The organism is Microbacter sp. GSS18 (assembly GCA_029319145.1).
Classification (GTDB): Bacteria; Actinomycetota; Actinomycetes; order Actinomycetales; family Microbacteriaceae; genus Microbacterium.
Map to the genome: position 1 here is coordinate 3,389,257 of CP119753.1, position 18,581 is coordinate 3,407,837.

Below are 18,581 nucleotides of genomic sequence, written 5' to 3' on the forward strand. Positions count from 1 at the left end.
GCGTTACCAGCCCTTGCGGGCAGGTCGCCTTACGGTATCATCCTGATTGTCTCCCCCAGAAACAGGGAGGGCTCGGACTGGGGTGTATCGCGAGCCCGGGATGACCACACAGCAACCGGCGTCTCAGACAAACCCTCGCAGTACTCAGACCCGGAGGGAAACCGACAGTGACAGACTTTGACAAGGACCAGCCCGAACAGAAGGGCATGAGCCGTCGTACCGTGACGAAGGCGATGGCGTGGGCGGTGCCCGCGGTGGCCGTGGCGGCGCCCGTGCCGGCGTTCGCGGCATCCGGTCCGCCCCCGACCGTCCTCGTGGGCGTGGCGTGCAAGCTGCCTGGCGCGAGCCAGAGCCGCTGCCCCGCCGAGATCTCGCAGGGGATCTTCGCCGGCGACTTCAGCAAGGCGTTCGCGCTGCCGATCCAGGTGACGAACAACACGTCCAAGCCGATCGTGCTGAAGCCGAGCATCACCGTGACGAATGTGCGTGACGGTGACGGCAACCCGACGCTGCCGTTCGACGTGCTCGGCATCTACCCGGACTACTGCACCGACATCCTGCCGGGTGAGTCGGTGGACATCCTCATCTTCGCGAACTCGAACAACTCCGCGAACGACGACGTGTACGCCGACCTGACCGTGCCGTGGGGTCACGACTGCGCCGACGACGACCACCAGCCGATCTTCATCCCGGATCTGTACGCGCCGTCGTTCCCGCCGTGCTCGTCGCAGATTCCGTTCCCGACGGGGTCGCCGACCTGCACCCCGCCGTTCTACCAGAACTGATCTGCGCGACCGACGTCGCACGAAGGCCCGCTGCTCAGGCAGCGGGCCTTCGTCGTCCCCTGCGCGGTGTCACACGCCGTCGAACGCGCGGCAGACTCTAGACGATGGCGAGCAGCGTGGCTAGCATCGTGATAGTCTCCGAGCCCGCGGAGACCCACAGACCGATCCACAGAGGCCTTCCGTCGGTCGCGCTCGTCGCTGCCAGACCGAGAGAACAGAGAGGTTCACCGTGACCGAAGAGAACTCCGTGCCCGAACAGAAGGGCATGAGCCGTCGTACCGTGACGAAGGCGATGGCGTGGGCGGTGCCCGCGGTGGCCGTGGCGGCGCCCGTGCCGGCGTTCGCGGCATCCGGTCCGCCCCCGACCGTCCTCGTGGGCGTGGCGTGCAAGCTGCCTGGCGCGAGCCAGAGCCGCTGCCCCGCCGAGATCTCGCAGGGGATCTTCGCCGGCGACTTCAGCAAGGCGTTCGCGCTGCCGATCCAGGTGACGAACAACACGTCCAAGCCGATCGTGCTGAAGCCGAGCATCACCGTGACGAATGTGCGTGACGGTGACGGCAACCCGACGCTGCCGTTCGACGTGCTCGGCATCTACCCGGACTACTGCACCGACATCCTGCCGGGTGAGTCGGTGGACATCCTCATCTTCGCGAACTCGAACAACTCCGCGAACGACGACGTGTACGCCGACCTGACCGTGCCGTGGGGTCACGACTGCGCCGACGACGACCACCAGCCGATCTTCATCCCGGATCTGTACGCGCCGTCGTTCCCGCCGTGCTCGTCGCAGATTCCGTTCCCGACGGGGTCGCCGACCTGCACCCCGCCGTTCTACCAGGCGCTCGACGCGTGATCGTCCGCCGGCGTCCGCGTCACGCGGGCGCCGGCATCCGGTCGAGGACGGCGCGCATCGCCGACGCGCGCTCGTCCCAGTCGGCGACGTCCGCCGCGGACCACTCCGGCGGCGCAGCCGTGGTGAGCGCCTCCTGAACGACCCGGATCACGTCCTCGCGCGCGGCGATCGCGACACGGGGGTCCGCGGCGTCGCGGAAGCCCGCGACCGCCGTCGAGACGACGGGGCGATCGACGGCGAGATACTCGTACAGCTTGATCGGATCCAGGCTCTCGGTGAACGACGTCACGACGTGGGGCACGATCAGCACGTCGGCGTGTTGCAGATAGGCGACGACCTCGTCGTGACCCCGCGGCCCGAGCAGCCGAGCACCCGATGCGCGGAGCCGCGAGCTCTGCGCCGGGGTCAGTGCGTCCGGGCCGACGAAGACGACCGCCGCCGCGCCCGTGAGCGTCGCCGCGAGCTCGGCGCACAGGTCGACGTCGAGGCGATCGCCGTGCAGCGTGCCGACGTAGAGCACGACGGCGCCCGTCGGCAGGTCGGCCGGGCGCGGGCGCGGGCGCCGGTAGGCGGCTACGTCGACGGCGTTGCGCACCACGGTGATCGCGGGCATCGACGCGGGCCGTTCGGGCGCCTTCCGCCGCTGCAGCTCGGGTGAGCAGGCGACGACCTCGGCCGCATGCGCGAACAGGTAGCGCTCGTGGGCGGCGATGCGCTCGAGCTCGGCGCCCGGGCGTTCGGCGGCGAGCCAGTCGTCGGTCATGTCGTACAGGGTCGGCCAGCCGGTGCGGCGCGAGAGCACGGCGCCGCCCGGATCGTTCACCCACAGCAGGGGCGCGTCGAAGCCGAGTCGCTGGGCAGCGCGCTCGATCTGAAGGGCGAGCCGGTCGTCGGCCCGCGGGTCGAGGCGCCGCGGCAGCGGCTTGACCGGCCGCATCCGCCAGAGCCTCCCCGCAAGGAGCTCGTCGCTCGGCCGGTGCCCGAGCTGGGGTCGCCGCTTCGAGCGCACGTCGTGCGTCGGGTCGGCCGGCGGCTCGACGAAGAGCACGCGCAGCGCGGGGTCGGTGTGCAGCAGTCGCCACAGCAGGTGCTGGTTGCGGCGCCACACGTCGTCCCAGCGCTCGAGCGAGACGACCACGAGATCCGTCATCGTGTCGAGCCCCGGGCCGCGATCGCCGCGCGGTAGACGGCATCCGTGCCGGCCCTCTGCGCCTCGAGCGAGTAGTCGCGCTCCTGGCGCTCGCGCGCGGACCGCGCGAGACGGTCACGGCGCTCCGCATCCTCGGCGAGCTGTCGCAGCGCGGCACCGGCGGCGTCGGCGTCCCTGGGCGCGAACAGCGCCGCCGGGTCGAGTCCGGTCAGCAGGTCGACGTGCCCGCCGCCGCGGGCGGCGACGACCGGCAGGCCCGCGCGCATCGCCTCGAGCACCGACAGCCCGAGTCCTTCGTTCGGACACGGGGCGAGCAGCAGGGACGCAGCCGCCATGAGGTCGGGCACGTCCGTGCGGAAGCCGAGGAACCGCACGGCGTCCCCGACGCCCGACTCGCGGGCCTCGGACTCGAGCGTCGCCCGTTCGATGCCGTCTCCGGCGATGAGGAGCTGCCAGCCCTCGGCCGCGAGGCCGGACGCGGCGAACGCGCGCAGGCCGACATCCGTCCCCTTCTCGGGCTGCAGGCGCTGGGCCATGAGCACCGTCCGCTCGCGGGGACGCACCGGCGGGGCGTCGTCGTCGAGGCCCGTGTGAACGACGGTGGCGGGCAGACCCGTGGCCGCCGCAACGGCGTCGGAGATCGCGAGCTCCCCGTCGACCACGCCGCGCATCAGCGCATCCAGGGGAACGGGGCCGACCGTGCCGCGCCGTCGCGCGAAGTGCCGCGTCGAGACCACGGCGGGCCGGCGACGGCCCGAGTAGGCGAGGACCGCGCCGAGGTCGGCGGCGGTCATGTGGGTGTTGACCACGTCGGCATCGGCGCGGACGTCGCGGAGGGCGCGGGCGACCTCGGCTGTCGTGCGTGCCGCGCGATGCGGGATGCCGGTGCCGGCGAGAGCTGCGCGCATGCGCGCGGGGTCGCCGCCCACGATCCGCACGTGGTCGCCGGCCGCGGCCTGGATCCGCGCCAGCTGCAGGACGAACCGCTCGACGCCGGAGAACCCGTCCGAGCGGATGGCGTGGACGATCCGCAGCGGTCCTCGGCCCGGCCGTTCGTCGTCGAGACGCCGAACCAGGTCGAGGTATCGCCCCGCGACGCCGTCCCAGCCGAGGTCTTCGACGCTCGCACGGGCGCGGGCGCGGACCCCTGCGGGAGATTCCGCGAGGACCTCGCGTATTCCGCGCGCGACATCCGCGGCGGTCCGGTCGGTGAGCCGTCCGTTGCGGCCGTCGATCCGCTCGGGCGCCACCCCGACGCGGGTGGCCACCACCGGCAGACCGGTCGCCAGGGCCTCCAGGAACACCAGGCCGCTGGACTCGTAGGCGCTGGGGAGGACGAACAGGTCCGCCGCCCACAGGCGTTTCACCGGATCCGGGTCGATCCCGGTGAACACGACGCGGTCGGCCACGCCGCGGTGCTCGGCGAGACGCCGCCCGCGCTGCACTTCGTCGGGCGTCCCGCCGATGACCAGCAGGTGCACGGCCGGAAGCTCACGCAGCGCCTCGAGGACGAGCGGCAGGCCCTTGCGATCGAACTCGTGGCCGATGAACGCCGCGAGCGGCACGTCGTCGGCGATTCCGGCCGCCGCGCGCGCCGACTGCCGCTCCTCGGGGGTCGGCGGTCGGAAGCGTTCGAGGTCGACGCCGTTCGGGATGACGGTGATCGGGGGGCGCACACCGCCGGCGGTCTCGACGAGTCGGTCGGTCTCCTCAGCGCTGAGCGTCACGACCGCACGGTGGGTGTCGCCGCGGTATCGGACCCGGTCGCGGGCGGCCGTGAACAGATGCACGGGGTTGCGCACCATGCGCCACCAGTACCCGCCGCGGGCGCGCATCGACGCCTGCAGGTTGCCGTGGTTGACGTAGACGTCCCCCGTCATCGCGTCGTTGTGGCAGATCGAGATCGCGTCGGGGCGTGCGGCGAGGAATCGCTTCGCGCGTGCCGTTCCGATCGTGCTGAACCACACGACGTCCCACGCGTGCCCGAGGCGTGATCGCGGCGCCGCCGGCGGCCCCGTCGGGCGCGCATCCGCCATCGTGAAGCGCTCGACCGTGACACCCGCGGCCGCGAACCGGCGCTCCAGCTCGTATGCGACACCCGCGATGCCCGAGCCCGGCGAGATCTCGGGCGCGATCTGGACGATGCGGGGCGTCGGGGCGTTCACGATCTGCTCCGCTCGGTCTCGCGCTCCCGCTCGAGCTCGTGGACGAGCTCGAGGTACTGCCGGGCGATGGCGTTCCAGGAGTAGTCCTGCACCGCGGCGCGCGCGCGCTCGCGCCACTCCGACCGGTCGGTCGCGGCGATGCGCTCCATGCGGTCGCCGATCTCGACCGGATCGCGCGCGACGAGAAAGCCGCTGACGCCGTCGTGCACGACGTGCGGCGCAACGCCGACGGGGGTGGCGACGACCGGCAGACCGCTCGCGAGCGCTTCGAGGAACACCAGGCCGCTGGACTCGTAGGCGCTCGGGAAGACGAACATGTCGGCCGCGGCGAGGTACGGGGCGAGGTTGCGCTGCTCTCCGAGGAGCAGAACGCGATCGGCGACGCCGTGCTGCTCCGCGATCGCCCGCGCGGATGCCACCATGCCGGCGTTCCCGCCGATCACCAGCAGCAGCACGGTCGGCGCGTGCCGCAGCGCCTCGATCGCGACCGGCAGGCCCTTGCGGTCGAAGTCGTGGCCGACGAACAGGGCCACGCGGTCCTCGTCGTCGAGCTGGAACTGCGCGCGGGCCGTGGCCCGCTCGTCGGGCGTCGGCGGGCTGAAGCGGTCGAGATCCACGCCGTTCGAGATGACGACGGTCCGGGGGCGGATGCGGCCGTAGGTCCGCTCCATCGTGCCCACCTCGGCATCCGTCAGCGCCACCACGGCCCGGTGGATCCGCGTGCGGTAGCGGATGAGATCGCGCACGTACGTGAACAGGTGGGTCGGGTTGCGCACCATCCGCCACGCCGCGCCCCCGCGGGCCCGCATCGACGCGGCGAGCACGCCGTGGTTGATGTACACGTCGCCGGTCATCACGTTGTTGTGGCAGAGCACGACGGCGTCGGGACGCTCGGCGAGGAACCGCTTCGCCCGCAGCGTGCCGACGGTGCTGAACCACACGACGCGCCACGCCTGCAGCATCCGCTCACGGCGCGGCGTGCTGCCCGTGGTCATCGGGCGTCCGCGCAGCGCCGTCGTGTAGGTGAAGCTCTCGACGTCGGCGCCGAGCGCCCGCAGCTCCCGGTCGAGGTTCCACGCGACGCCCGACACGCCCGATCCGGGGGCGATGAACGGCACGATCTGCACGATGCGGGTCATGCGGCTTCCCTCGCCGTCAGCATGCCCTCGATGCGCACGGGGCCGGCCCGGTAGATCGCGGCGCGACGACGCGCGGCGAGGCGGCGATCGCCGCGCAGGGCCAGGGTCCGGGCGGCAGCTCCCACCCAGATGCCGGCGCGTGCGAACCGCCATCCACCCGCCCCGAAGTGCTTGCGCAGATAGCGCTCCTGCGAGGCATGGAAGTGCGCTTCGCGCCGCGCGCTGTCGGAGCTGGTGCCGGCGCCGACGTGCACGGCGTGCGCCTCGGGCACGGCGCTGTGCCGCCAGCCGAGCAGGTGTGCGCGGTAGGCCCAGTCGGTCTCTTCGGCATAGAGGAAGAACCGCTCGTCGAACCCGCCCACCTGGGCGAGCGCCTCGGCGCGCAGCAGCAGCACCGAGCCGATCACGAACCGCGCTCCGCGGCGCAGGCGCGACAGGCCCACCGCATCGAGCCACGCTCCCGACGGGGAGGGGAAGGGCCACTCGACGCGGGCGCTGTGACCGTCGTCGTCGACCTGCGCGGGGCCGACGCTCGCAAGGTCCGGCTGCGCGCGAAGCGCCGACTGGAGGCGCGCGATGTCGTCCGGTGAGACGCGCGCATCGGGATTGAGCAGCAGGACGTCGGCGCCGGGGATGAGCCGATCCGAGAGGGCGATGTTGACCGCCGCTCCGAATCCGAGATTCGCCCCCGCATCGATGTAGCGCACGTCCAGGTCGCGACAGAGCCGGGCGATCTCGGGGAGAGACGAATTGTCGACGACCGTCACGGGCAGATCGGCCACGGGCGTGAGGGCGTCGCGGAGCAGCTCGGGCGCCCCGTAGGCGACGGTGACGATCTCGAGACCGGCCGCGGGTTCGTCCTCCGCGCCGCCGTGGGCGGCCGAGCGGTACAGCGCCTCGTAGTCTCGCGCAACGGCCTCCCACGTGCACTCCGCGGCCCGCGCCGCACCGGCGGCGCGCAGCTCGTCGGCGCGGGGTCCCGCGGCCGACACCAGGGCCTCGGCGAGGGCCGCCGCATCCCCGCGCGGCACGACGATGCCCGCTCCGCCGACGACGTCCGGGAGCGCGCCCGCGTCGCTCGCGACCACCGGGACGCCGGCCGCCATCGCCTCGACCGCGACGCGGCCGAACTGCTCGGTCCACGTCGGCGTGGGCAGCGACGGCACTGCGAGCACGTCGACCGATCGATAGAAGGCCGGGACGTCGGCCGGTGCGACGGCCCCCACCAGCTGCACGCGATCGGCGATGCCGCGGGCCGCCGCGTCGTCGGCCAGCGTCTGAGCGAGCGGACCGGCGCCGGCGATGCGCGCTTGCAGACGCGGCGAGCGGCTCACGGCGTCCAGCAGCACACCGAGCCCCTTCTCGGGGACGAGGCGGCCGAGGTAGCCGACCGTCACCGTGCCGGGCTCGACGGAGGGCGTCTGCCCGGCATCCGGCATCCGCCCGTCCGCGGACTGAGAGGTCGTCTCGACGTCCGCGAACTCCGCCACGTCGACGCCGAGAGGGATGACGCGCGCATCTCCGGCGAAGCCCTTGTCCTGGGCGATCCGGGCGGCGTCCGCATTGCAGGCCGAGATGCCCGCGGCGCCCCGCAGCGCCGCGCGCTCGAGCCATCGGAAGGGCGCCGGGTAGCGCTTGAGCAGGTTCTGCGCCGTATACAGGATGTACGGGGCGCGGCAGCGCCGGAGCGCCTTGATCGCGAGGATCTCCGCCGTCGCCAGCGCGAACGGCTCCTCGTGGATGTCGACGACGTCCCACTCCTCGCCCAGCGCACGCCACAGCGGGCGCGGGTCGTACAGGAAGAGGGCCGGATGCCGACCCCACGTCGCGACCGGAAGCGTCCCGGGCTCCTCACCCGGCGAGAGCGAGACGTCGACGCCGCCGGCGTGCCAGCGACGAGCCGCGAGCAGGGTCACGTCCGCGCCCCGCGCTCGAAGCGCTCGCTCGCGTCCGCGCCACGCGGACACCGTCGCGCTGTGCGAGATCCGCAGTACCCGCACCGCACCTCCCGACTATGCTTTCGCAGTAACCCTAGTGCCGCACGCGTACGGCCGGGGAAACGTCGTCGGCGCGAAAGGCAGCATGACCGCGCAGTTCTCGATCCTGACCGTGTGCACGGGCAACGTGCACCGATCGCCGCTGGCCGAGGCGCTCCTGCGCACGTGGGTGGGCTGGTACCTGCCCGCCCCGCTGTCGGGTCAGGTCACGGTCAGCAGCGCAGGCACCCACGCCGCCGTCGGGATGCACATGGGGAACCGGGCGCGCGCGCTCGCGCAGGGGCTGGGGGCGGACGGCTCCGATCATCGCGCGACGCAGATCACCGACGACATGCTCGCGCGCGCCGACCTCGTGCTGGCGGCATCGTCACGCCATCGGGACGAGGTGATCCAGCGGGCCCCCGCGGCGCTGCGCAAGACCTTCACGATCCGCCAGGCCGGTCGCCTCGCCGCGGCCGTCGCTCCCTCATCCCGCCCGCTCGTCGTGCGAGACCTCGTCCGCACCGTGAGCCGGCTCGCGGATGCGCGCGGGGGACCCGCCGATGTCGGCGAGGATGACATCGTCGACCCGCAGGGGAAGGACGACGCGGCGTATCTGCGGATGGTGGGCGAGGAGATCGTTCCGCTCGCCCATCTCGCCGCCGGACTGCTGGGGATGTCAGCGGCCGACCGCGACGCCTACATCGCGGCCGCCCAGGACGCGGATGGCGTGCGCGCTCAGCTGGCGGAGGCGACGGCGCGGTGACCGGCTCCGCCGCGGACGGACGGCGGATGCGCGTCCTGCACCTCGACCACACCTCGGCGGCGGGCGGCGCGGAATATGCCCTGAAGCGCATGCTGGTCACAGGCCCGCCCTGGCAGCCACTGCTGCTGGTGCCGCCGAGCGGCCGCGGCGGCGTGTACGCCGACCTGCCCGGTCGCGCACCGGTGCGCGTCGCCGGTGTGGCCCAGCGGGCCGGGGTCAGCGCCGGGGGCGCGCTCCCGGCGCTGGCGGCTCTCGGACGCCTTCTCGCACAGGCCGTCGTCACGCGGCTGCACCCGGGCTTCCGGACTGCCGACATCGTGGACGCCAACACCGCCCGGGCGGCGGCCTACGGCTCGCTGGCCGCGCTGACGTCGCGACGACCCCTCGTCGTGCACCTGCGCGACATGGTGGAGCCGGAGGCGCTCGGCGGGTTCGGCTTCGCCCTCATGAGCCGGGTCGCCCTGCGCCGTGCCGACGGCGTCATCGCGAACTCGCGGGCCACGCTCGAGTCCGCGCGGCCGTTCCTGAGGCCGGATGCCGTGACGGCGGTCATCCCGTCGGCGTCGGGGCTGATCCGCGCCTCCGAGCCGCGCCGGGCGGACGCCCGGCCCGTGACGGTGGGCATGCTCGCCCGCGTCGACCCGTGGAAGGGCCAGCTGCTGCTGCTCGAGGCGTTCGCCGACGCGTGCGCGGGAACGGGCGCCCGCCTCGAGATCGCCGGCGGCGCCCCGTTCGGCCATGAGGGTCACCTCGACTCGCTGCGATCGCGGGCCGTCGAACTCGGCGTCGCCGAACAGGTCGCCTTCCTCGGCCATGTCGAGGACACGGCGGCCGCGCTCGCCCGATGGGACGTGGCCGTGCAGGCCTCGCTTCGGCCCGAACCGCTCGGGCAGAACGTGCTGCAGTACCTCGCCGCCGGGTGCGCCACGGTCGTCGCCGACGAGGGCGGCCCGACGGAGTGGGTCGTCGACGGCGACAACGGTCTGCGGTTCACGCCGCGCGATCGGGTCTCGCTGGCCGGCGCGCTGCGCAGACTCGCCGAAGACGCCGATCTGAGAGCGCGGCTCGGGGCATCCGCCGTTCGCACTCCCGGTCTCCTGTCGGACGCCGAGGTCGCCCGCGCCCATGCCGACCTCTACGCGGCCGTGCTCTCGGGTCCGGCCTGACGGTCGCACGCACCCGCTAGCATCCTCGTATGCCCGAAGCCATCCCGATCACGCTTCCGATCGTGCTCGCCGCGGTGCTCATCGCCAGCGGGATCGCGAAGCTGCGTCGCCCGGACGACCTCGCCGGCTGGGCCGAGCTGGGTGTTCCCGCGGTGTTCCGGCGCGCGTGGCTGGTGCGGCTGCACCCGTGGGGTGAGATGGCGCTCGGGCTCGCGCTCCTCGTGCTCGGCGGGCTGCTGGGCCTGATCGCCGCCGTGATCGCGCTGGTGATCATGGTCGCCTACCTGTGGCTCGTCTGGAGCGTCCAGCGACGGCCCGAGGACGCGTCGTGCGCGTGCTTCGGCGAGAAGAAGCGGGTCACGGGTCTCACCGTCGTGCGCAACGCGTGGCTCGTCCTCGTCGCGGCGGCCACCGCCGGCGTCATCTGGGCGAACCCGCTGCTCGGCGGCGCCGTGATCGCCGCCGACGCCGATGCGTGGCTGTGGATCGGCATGGCCGCGGTCGCAGCGCTCACGGTCGCTCTCGTGCTGTGGCCCGAACCCGAGACGGTGGCCGAGGTCGCGGCCGGGGACGCCCGTGCCGAGGCCGGCGTGCCGTCGCCGACCCCCGACGGCGAGGAGGCAGGGGAGTACGTCCGTCTGCGGACGCCCGCGGTCCCCCTCACCCTGGGCGACGGCTCCCCCGTGAATCTCCGTGACCTGCCCCGGACGCGTCCGATGCTCGTCTTCGCGGTCGCACAGGGGTGCGGCGGCTGCGAGCCCGTCCTCGAGCGCGTCGACGAATGGCGGGCGCTTCTCCCCGAGGTCGACATCCGGCTGCTGTTCCAGCATCCGCACGATGCCGGCATGCTCGTCGAGACGACCGAGCCGCAGTCGCTGCACGACCCGCAGGGGAACCTGGGGCGCACCCTCGAGGACCACTGGCTGACGCCCACCGCGGTGCTGTTCGGCATCGACGGCATGCTCGCGGGCGGGCCGGAGGTCGGCTATCGCGACATCGAGGCCTTCGTCACCGAGATCCGCGACTCGCTCGACGAGGTCGCCGAGGTCGTCGCGAGCGTCGCCGCGGCGCGCGCCGAGCAGTCCTGACCGGCCGGATGCCGCGTCGGCGCGGGGCATGGACCCCGCTCGTCATCCGCGCGATCATGGAACCGGCCGGGGCGCCACGGCGCAGAGGCCGAAAGGGGCGGAGATGTTCTCTCGTGCGCGCGCGATCGTGATCGGAGCCGGAGCCGCGTGCGCTCTGCTCGCCCTCGCGGGCTGCTCGTCGGGGTCGACGACGGGCGGGGCGACGCCCGACGAGCCGGATCCGACCCCGGGGAGCGAGGTCGCCGCGGCATGGCTCGACGACGGGCGCGGCGTCGGGGTCGTCACGTACGGCAGTTCGTCGTGCGTCCCGTCGGTGGCGGGCGTCGAGGGCGTGGACGGAGTGCTGAGCGTCGAGCTCGCCGACCCCGAGGACCAGGCCTGCACGATGGACTACGTCCCGCGCGCGGTGTACGTGGCCCTGCCCGAGGGGATGAGTCCCGCGGATGATCTCGCGGTGGCGGTGACCGGCGACTACGCCGGCGACGTGATCCTCGCCGGCGACCCCTCGCTCGCCGGAATGCCGGGCGACATGACCGAGTACGCGCCCAGCGCGGGGTGGGCGGGTGAGGGCACGATCGTCATCCTCACGTGGGGGTCCTCGAGTTGCGCGCCCGTGGTCGAGGGGGCCGAGGTCACCGGGGACAGCGAGGTCACCGTCACGTTCGAGACGCCGGCGGCCGACCAGGTCTGCACGATGGACATGGCTCCGCGGGTGACCATCGCGACGGTCGACGGTCCTGATGAGCCGGTCGGCGCGACGGCGGTGCTCACGGGCGGCGAGTTCGACGCCGTGCCGGTCCCGATCGCCGGCACGCCCTGAGGCGCGGCCCGCACTCCGCCGCACGGCACCCGAGGTCGGGCGGCATCCGCTTGCCCGTATGCCCCTGGCGAACACGGGCATTTCGGCATCCGCCGCTCGTTACCCTTCTTGTAAAGCGCCCGCAGTGGGACCCGTGCCCCGAGCCGGAGGGAAAGACCGATGTTCGAGAGATTCACCGACCGTGCCCGTCGGGTTGTCGTCCTCGCCCAAGAAGAGGCGAAGATGCTCAACCACAACTACATCGGCACCGAGCACATCCTGCTCGGTCTGATCCACGAGGGCGAGGGTGTCGCCGCGAAGGCCCTCGAGTCCCTCGGCATCTCGCTGGACGCCGTCCGCGAGCAGGTCCAGGACATCATCGGTCAGGGCCAGCAGCAGCCGACCGGCCACATCCCCTTCACGCCGCGCGCGAAGAAGGTGCTGGAGCTGTCGCTGCGCGAGGCGCTGCAGCTGGGCCACAACTACATCGGCACCGAGCACATCCTCCTCGGCCTCATCCGCGAGGGCGAGGGCGTCGCCGCCCAGGTGCTGGTCAAGCTCGGCGCCGACCTCAACAAGGTGCGCCAGCAGGTCATCCAGCTGCTTTCGGGCTACCAGGGCAAGGAGCCGGCCGCGGTGTCCGGTGCCGCGCAGGAGGCCCCCTCGGGCGCACAGGGCGGCTCGCAGGTGCTCGACCAGTTCGGTCGGAACCTCACGCAGGCGGCGCGCGACAACAAGCTCGACCCGGTCATCGGGCGCGAGAAGGAGATCGAGCGCGTGATGCAGATCCTCTCGCGCCGCTCCAAGAACAACCCGGTCCTCATCGGCGAGCCCGGCGTCGGCAAGACCGCCGTGGTCGAGGGCCTCGCCCAGGCGATCGTGAAGGGCGACGTCCCCGAGACGCTGAAGGACAAGCAGCTGTACTCGCTCGACCTCGGCTCGCTCATCGCCGGTTCGCGCTACCGGGGTGACTTCGAGGAGCGCCTGAAGAAGGTCACCAAGGAGATCCGCACGCGCGGCGACATCATCGTCTTCATCGACGAGATCCACACCCTCGTGGGTGCCGGTGCCGCCGAGGGCGCGATCGACGCCGCCTCGATCCTGAAGCCGCTGCTGGCCCGCGGTGAGCTGCAGACGATCGGCGCCACGACGCTCGACGAGTACCGCAAGCACTTCGAGAAGGACGCCGCGCTCGAGCGCCGCTTCCAGCCGATCCAGGTGGCCGAGCCGTCGCTCCCGCACGCGATCAACATCCTCAAGGGGCTGCGCGACCGCTACGAGGCGCACCACAAGGTTCAGATCACCGACGGCGCGATCGTCGCGGCGGCGAACCTCGCCGACCGCTACATCTCGGACCGCTACCTGCCCGACAAGGCGATCGACCTGATCGACGAGGCAGGGGCCCGCCTGCGCCTGTCGATCCTGTCCAGCCCGCCGGAGCTTCGCGAGTTCGACGAGAAGATCGCCAAGGTCCGCGAGGACAAGGAGAAGGCGTCCGAGGACCAGGACTTCGAGAAGGCCGCGTCGCTGCGCGACGAGGAGAAGTCGCTCCTGGCCGAGCGCCTGCGCCTCGAGAAGCAGTGGCGCTCGGGTGACGTCGCATCGCACGCCGTGGTCGACGAGGGCCTGATCGCCGAGGTGCTCGCGCAGGCGACCGGCATCCCGGTGTTCAAGCTCACCGAGGAGGAGTCCAGCCGCCTGGTCTTCATGGAGAAGGCGCTGCACCAGCGCGTCATCGGCCAGGAAGAGGCCATCTCGGCCCTGTCGAAGACGATCCGCCGCCAGCGCGCGGGTCTGAAGGACCCCAAGCGCCCGTCGGGCTCGTTCATCTTCGCCGGCCCCACCGGTGTCGGAAAGACCGAGCTCGCCAAGGCGCTCGCGGAGTTCCTGTTCGACGACGAGGGCGCACTGATCTCCCTCGACATGTCGGAGTTCGGCGAGAAGCACACCGTCTCGCGTCTGTTCGGAGCGCCTCCCGGATTCGTCGGGTTCGAAGAGGGCGGCCAGCTCACCGAGAAGGTGCGCCGCAAGCCGTTCTCGGTCGTGCTCTTCGACGAGATCGAGAAGGCCCACCCCGACATCTTCAACTCGCTGCTGCAGATCCTCGAAGAGGGTCGCCTGACCGACGGTCAGGGGCGCGTGGTGGACTTCAAGAACACGGTCATCATCATGACCACCAACCTGGGTGCGCGCGACATCGCCGGCGGCCCGGTCGGGTTCCAGGTCGAGGGCGACACCGCGACGTCGTACGACCGCATGAAGGGCAAGGTCAACGAGGAGCTGAAGCGTCACTTCAAGCCCGAGTTCCTCAACCGCGTCGACGACATCATCGTCTTCCCGCAGCTGAGCAAGCCCGAGCTGATCCAGATCGTCGACCTGTTCACGAAGCGTCTGTCGGAGCGCCTGCTCGACCGCGACATGACGATCGAGCTGTCGCTGGCAGCCAAGGAGCGCCTCATCGAGATCGGGTTCGACCCGGCCCTCGGCGCCCGGCCCCTGCGCCGCGCGATGCAGCACGAGGTCGAGGACCGGCTGAGCGAGCAGATCCTGCACGGCGAGCTCGACTCGGGCGACCACGTCAAGGTGGACGCCGTGAACGGCGAGTTCACGTTCGAGAGCGGGCCGCGCGGCGAGAAGGTCGCGGTCGGCGTCGTCGGCGGCGGCGAGATCACCGCGAGCCCCGACCTCGTCATCGGCTCGGACTGACCCGGATCGCGAACGAAGGGGGCGGGTGCTGCGGCATCCGCCTCTTCGTCGTCTTCCTGCCCGGCACCCGTCGCCGACCGACCCCCATCGCGGACCGATGCCCTTCGCCGTCCGCCCCCATCGCCGTCCGATCCCCTTTCCTGCGGCCCTGCACCTCGTCGACCGCAGGGATCGCGGCTGGATGGGCGAGAACGGGGTGGCTCGGCGGGCAGCCAGGTGCGCCGCGTAGGCTGGGCGGGTGGCAGATTTCCAGGTGCGCGCGGCGCGGGCGGGTGATGTTCAGAGCATCCAGCGGATGCTCGAGCCCTACGTCCAGCGGCGCATCCTGCTCGGCAAGGACCTCGTCGTCCTCTACGAGGCGGTGCAGCAGTTCGTCGTGGCCGAGGACACGCACGGCCGGCTGATCGGATGCGGCGCCCTGCACTGCATGTGGGAGGACCTCGGCGAGATCCGCACCCTGATCGTCGCCGACGAGTGGCTGAAGCACGGTGTCGGGCGCGCGATCGTCGAGGCGCTCGAGGCCAACGCCAGGCAGCTCGGGCTGACACGCCTGTTCTGCCTCACCTTCGAGGTGGACTTCTTCGGCCGGCGGGGATTCTCGCCGATCGGCGAGCAGGTCGTCGACCCGGACGTGTACTCGCAGCTCATCCGCAGCCCCGACGAGGGCGTCGCCGAGTTCCTCGATCTCGCGCACGTCAAGCCGAACACCCTCGGCAACACCCGGATGCTCAAGCGCCTGTGAGGCGCGGCGCGCGCCCAAGCGGGCGTGCCGAACACGCCGAACGGGCGGGCGAGCTTACCGTGGAGGTATGAGCGGCGAAGCGACCAGGCGCAGGCGGCACTCGCCGGCGGTCTACCGTCGACGCCGCCTCACCCTGCTGCTGGTGATCGTGGTCATCGCGGTGGGGGTCTGGCTGCTGATCGCCCAGCCGTGGCGGAGCGCGGCTTCGGATGCCGGGGGAGCCCCGGTTCCGGCGGCCGCCGACCAGACCGCGACGGCGCTTCCCGTCCCGGGCAGCGCGACTCCGACGCCGACGCCCGGACCGACGGCCGCGGCGGCGACCCCGTCGGGCACGCCGTCGCCGCAGGCGACCCCCGTGGCGCAGCCGTGCATCGAGACCGACCTCACGATCGAAGCGGTCGCCGACCAGGGGTCCTACGCTTCGGACGAGAACCCCAGGTTCTCGATCCGGCTCACGAATGACGGCGAGGCCGACTGCACGCTCAACGTCGGCACGAGCACCCAGGTGTTCATGGTGAGCAGCGGGTCCGACACGTGGTGGCGCTCCACCGACTGCCAGACCGAGCCGAGCGACATGGTCGTGACGCTCGCCGCGGGGCAGACCGTCGAGAGCGCGTCACCGCTGGAGTGGGATCGCACGCGATCGGCCGTCGGAACGTGCGACAGCAGCGACCGGCCGCGCGCGTCGGGCAACGGCGCGACATACTGGCTCGATGTCGAGATCGGGGGCTTCCCGGCCATCGAGCCGGTGTCGTTCCTGCTGTACTGATCCGCTTGCTGAGTATCGCCCGATATCGGGTCCAAACGGGGCTGTGGGGCGTATTCTGATATCAGCTCCCGCCGCGGTGGTCAGGTGCCGTCCCCAGCGGCACTGCTCGTCCCCAGCGAGCTTGTCTTCATCCGCCCGGTGAGCATAGGCCCTCTCGCCTCATCCTGTCTGATCCGGATGACGAGAGGGCCTTCTCTGTTCGTCGGCTGTGCCTCGCCGACTACCCTGGAGGGATGGCCGGAAAGAAGCGCGCGAAGCAGGGGTCCCTCGATTTCCGCAATACCCAGCTGGCCGACGCGCTGCAGACGCAGGACATGGCGGCGGTCGCCTTCGCGCTGCGCCACGGCCCGACGGTCGTCCCGCTCATGCGGCCCGGGCAGCGCGACAACCCCCTGGATGTCGGTGAGGTCTGGACCTACCGCGACCCGAACAACGGCGATGTAGCCCTGCTGCTGTTCAGCGACGCCAAGCACAAGCCCGAGACGCTTCCGCCGGGGGTCGCGTTGCAGTCGCCGGAGTGGCTCAAGGCGTTCCTGACGACGTACGAATCGCAGATCAAGACCGTGTTCTTCGATATCGCCGGACCCCACCCGCTGCAGGCGGCTCCGGCCGACCTGATCGCCGCGCTCGAGGCCTGATCGCCGCGCTCGAGGCCTGATCGCCGCGCTCGAGGCCTGATCGCCGCGCTCGAGGCGGGGATCACCGCGCGTGAGGCCCCGATCGCCTCGTGTGAGGCCCCACCGCGAGGCGCTGCGCTCGAGGCCTGGCTTCTACCGCGCTAGGCATGGCGCCGATCGGCATGGCCGCCCATCGCGCCACGTGAGGTGACCGACGCGCGTCGGCTCGGAGGCGTGCACCCGCCGGGACTCGGAGAAGGCGCTGCCCGAGAGCGCTCGGTTCCGTGGTGCGCCGAGCGGAGCGAGCGGGCCTGACGGCCGACGGCGCCGTTCGACTGATCAGAAGTCGGGAACCTCGCCCCGGCCCGCCGAATCACGCCCCGGCCGCCGGCGATGCAGGGCGAGTTCGTCCATCGCGCCGTGGAGGGTCCGCGCGCCCGCGTCGACCACGGTGCGGTAGCCGAGGCGGCCGGCCTCGGATCGCCGCTGCGCGGCCTGAGTCACCGGTCGCACCTCGCCGGCGAGGGTCAGTTCGCCGATGGCGGCGATCCCCGGCGCCAGCGCGTGGCCGCGCAGCGAGTTCGCGACGGCGACGGCGATGGCGAGGTCGGCGGCCGGCTCGATCAGGCGCACGCCGCCCACCGTCGACACGTACACGTCGTGCTTCGACAGGGGCAGCTTCAGGCGCTTCTCGACGACGGCGAGCACCATCGCCACGCGGGCGCTGTCGACGCCGCTGACGATGCGGCGCGGGTTCGGGGCCTGGGTCTCGATGGTCAGTGCCTGGACCTCGACCGGCAGCGCGCGACGGCCCTCGAGCGCGATCGTGACGCACGTCCCCGAGACGGGGTCGCCGTGGCCGAGGAACAGGGCCGAGGGGTCGGGGACCTCGGCGATGCCGTCGCCGGCCATGTCGAAGCATCCGACCTCGTCCGTCGGGCCGAAGCGGTTCTTGAGGGCTCGCACGAACCGCAGCGACGTCTGGCGGTCGCCTTCGAAGTGACACACGACATCGACCAGGTGCTCGAGGATGCGGGGTCCGGCGATCGTGCCGTCCTTCGTGACATGCCCGACGATGATCGTCGGCAGATCGCGGTCCTTGGCGACCCGGATGAGGGTCGACGCGACCTCGCGCACCTGCGACGGGTGGCCGGCAGCCCCCTCGGACATCGCCGAGGACACGGTCTGCACCGAATCGACGATCAGCAGGTCGGGCCGCACCTCGTCGATGTGGCCGAGGACCGTGGCGAGATCGGTCTCGCTGGCCAGGTACAGCTCGTCGTGCAGGGCGCCGGTGCGCTCGGCGCGCAGCCGCACCTGGGCCGCGGACTCCTCGGCGCTCGCGTACAGCACGCGCCGGCCCGACCGCGCGGTCTGCGCCGCGACCTCGAGCAGCAGCGTCGACTTGCCGACGCCCGGCTCGCCCGACAGCAGGATCGCAGCGCCGGGAACGAGACCGCCGCCGAGCACCCGATCGAACTCGGCGACGCCGGTGTCGCGTCGGGGCACCTCGGCGGTGTCGATGCGCGTGATCGGCCGCGCCGCCCGCGCGGCACCCGGGGCGACGGCGGAGACGGTCTTGACGATGCCGGTCTGCTCGGCGGCCTCGACGACGGTGCCCCACTGCTGGCATTCGCCGCACCGGCCGACCCAGCGGACGGTGGTCCACCCGCACTCCGTGCAGCGGAACGGCGCAGAGGTCGCGGTGCGCTTCGAAGCCATGTGATCAGCGTAGGCGCCGCCGCCGACAACGCGTCCGTGGCGCGGCGGCGCCGGTCCGGGAGGCGGACGGCGTCCGTTCCGCCGACTCCAAGGATCGCGTGCTTCGTCCCTCGTACGTGTGGCAACTCAGGCCGAATC

Annotated in this window: 15 protein-coding genes; 10 read left to right on the forward strand and 5 right to left on the reverse strand. The window is 72.1% G+C overall.

Going from position 1 to position 18,581, the window contains the following annotated elements; translation table 11 throughout:
• Positions 1-206 precede the first annotated feature (206 nt).
• Positions 207-785 carry a hypothetical protein gene (locus P0L94_15615; protein WES63883.1) on the forward strand — a complete coding sequence of 193 codons (579 nt, stop codon included), beginning with the start codon at positions 207-209 and terminating at the stop codon, positions 783-785.
• Positions 786-1,014: 229 nt separating this feature from the next.
• On the forward strand, positions 1,015-1,638 hold the full coding sequence (locus P0L94_15620) for a hypothetical protein (GenBank protein WES63884.1): 624 nt from the start codon (positions 1,015-1,017) through the stop codon (positions 1,636-1,638).
• A 19-nt stretch (positions 1,639-1,657) separates the two neighbouring features.
• Here P0L94_15620 and P0L94_15625 read toward each other — a convergent pair whose 3' ends face one another.
• From P0L94_15625 to P0L94_15640, 4 genes are read right to left on the reverse strand one after another with little or no spacing between them, the layout of a single operon-like run.
• Positions 1,658-2,788, reverse strand: a complete 1,131-nt coding sequence (locus P0L94_15625; protein WES63885.1) for a glycosyltransferase — start codon at positions 2,786-2,788, stop codon at positions 1,658-1,660.
• Entirely contained in the window at positions 2,785-4,953 is a 2,169-nt protein-coding gene (locus tag P0L94_15630) for a glycosyltransferase family 4 protein (GenBank protein ID WES63886.1), read from the reverse strand. Before P0L94_15630 ends, P0L94_15625 begins: the two co-directional genes overlap by 4 nt.
• Entirely contained in the window at positions 4,950-6,092 is a 1,143-nt protein-coding gene (locus P0L94_15635) for a glycosyltransferase family 4 protein (protein WES63887.1), read from the reverse strand. The genes P0L94_15630 and P0L94_15635 overlap by 4 nt, the downstream gene beginning before the upstream one ends.
• Positions 6,089-8,059 (reverse strand): glycosyltransferase, encoded by a 1,971-nt coding sequence (locus P0L94_15640; GenBank protein ID WES66332.1) that lies wholly within the window; start codon positions 8,057-8,059, stop codon positions 6,089-6,091. Before P0L94_15640 ends, P0L94_15635 begins: the two co-directional genes overlap by 4 nt.
• Before the next feature lie 115 nt (positions 8,060-8,174).
• Here P0L94_15640 and P0L94_15645 point away from each other — a divergent pair, with 115 nt between their 5' ends.
• The 8 genes from P0L94_15645 to P0L94_15680 all read left to right on the forward strand — a co-directional run bounded on the left by P0L94_15645 (position 8,175) and on the right by P0L94_15680 (position 16,742).
• Positions 8,175-8,834: a hypothetical protein gene (locus P0L94_15645; protein ID WES63888.1), complete on the forward strand. Its 660-nt coding sequence runs from the start codon at positions 8,175-8,177 to the stop codon at positions 8,832-8,834.
• Complete coding sequence (locus tag P0L94_15650; protein ID WES63889.1) at positions 8,831-10,000, forward strand: glycosyltransferase; 1,170 nt, start codon at positions 8,831-8,833, stop codon at positions 9,998-10,000. Before P0L94_15645 ends, P0L94_15650 begins: the two co-directional genes overlap by 4 nt.
• A 29-nt stretch (positions 10,001-10,029) precedes the next feature.
• Positions 10,030-11,088 (forward strand): MauE/DoxX family redox-associated membrane protein, encoded by a 1,059-nt coding sequence (locus tag P0L94_15655; protein ID WES63890.1) that lies wholly within the window; start codon positions 10,030-10,032, stop codon positions 11,086-11,088.
• A 103-nt stretch (positions 11,089-11,191) separates the two neighbouring features.
• Positions 11,192-11,908, forward strand: coding sequence for a hypothetical protein (locus tag P0L94_15660; GenBank protein ID WES63891.1), 717 nt, complete (start codon positions 11,192-11,194; stop codon positions 11,906-11,908).
• Between the two features lie 159 nt (positions 11,909-12,067).
• On the forward strand, positions 12,068-14,593 hold the full coding sequence (locus P0L94_15665; protein ID WES63892.1) for an ATP-dependent Clp protease ATP-binding subunit: 2,526 nt from the start codon (positions 12,068-12,070) through the stop codon (positions 14,591-14,593).
• 238 nt (positions 14,594-14,831) lie between these two features.
• Positions 14,832-15,335, forward strand: a complete 504-nt coding sequence (locus P0L94_15670) for an amino-acid N-acetyltransferase (GenBank protein ID WES63893.1) — start codon at positions 14,832-14,834, stop codon at positions 15,333-15,335.
• A 67-nt stretch (positions 15,336-15,402) separates the two neighbouring features.
• Positions 15,403-16,104, forward strand: a complete 702-nt coding sequence (locus tag P0L94_15675) for a hypothetical protein (GenBank protein WES63894.1) — start codon at positions 15,403-15,405, stop codon at positions 16,102-16,104.
• 233 nt (positions 16,105-16,337) lie between these two features.
• Complete coding sequence (locus tag P0L94_15680; protein ID WES63895.1) at positions 16,338-16,742, forward strand: hypothetical protein; 405 nt, start codon at positions 16,338-16,340, stop codon at positions 16,740-16,742.
• 318 nt (positions 16,743-17,060) lie between these two features.
• On the opposite strand, the gene radA is transcribed toward P0L94_15680, so the two are convergent.
• The gene (radA, locus tag P0L94_15685; GenBank protein WES63896.1) at positions 17,061-18,443 is read right to left on the reverse strand and encodes a DNA repair protein RadA; all 1,383 of its coding nucleotides are present in this window, start codon (positions 18,441-18,443) and stop codon (positions 17,061-17,063) included.
• Between the last annotated feature and the right edge of the window lie 138 nt (positions 18,444-18,581).

Excerpts from the sequence above, each read along its gene's own strand:
- P0L94_15615 (WES63883.1), top strand. The coding sequence starts at position 207 with ATGAGCCGTCGTACCGTGACGAAGGCGATGGCGTGGGCGGTGCCCGCG.
- P0L94_15625 (WES63885.1), bottom strand. The coding sequence starts at position 2,788 with ATGACGGATCTCGTGGTCGTCTCGCTCGAGCGCTGGGACGACGTGTGG.
- P0L94_15635 (WES63887.1), bottom strand. The coding sequence starts at position 6,092 with ATGACCCGCATCGTGCAGATCGTGCCGTTCATCGCCCCCGGATCGGGC.
- P0L94_15645 (WES63888.1), top strand. The coding sequence starts at position 8,175 with ATGACCGCGCAGTTCTCGATCCTGACCGTGTGCACGGGCAACGTGCAC.
- P0L94_15655 (WES63890.1), top strand. The coding sequence starts at position 10,030 with ATGCCCGAAGCCATCCCGATCACGCTTCCGATCGTGCTCGCCGCGGTG.
- P0L94_15660 (WES63891.1), top strand. The coding sequence starts at position 11,192 with ATGTTCTCTCGTGCGCGCGCGATCGTGATCGGAGCCGGAGCCGCGTGC.
- P0L94_15665 (WES63892.1), top strand. The coding sequence starts at position 12,068 with ATGTTCGAGAGATTCACCGACCGTGCCCGTCGGGTTGTCGTCCTCGCC.
- P0L94_15675 (WES63894.1), top strand. The coding sequence starts at position 15,403 with ATGAGCGGCGAAGCGACCAGGCGCAGGCGGCACTCGCCGGCGGTCTAC.
- P0L94_15680 (WES63895.1), top strand. The coding sequence starts at position 16,338 with ATGGCCGGAAAGAAGCGCGCGAAGCAGGGGTCCCTCGATTTCCGCAAT.
- radA (WES63896.1), bottom strand. The coding sequence starts at position 18,443 with ATGGCTTCGAAGCGCACCGCGACCTCTGCGCCGTTCCGCTGCACGGAG.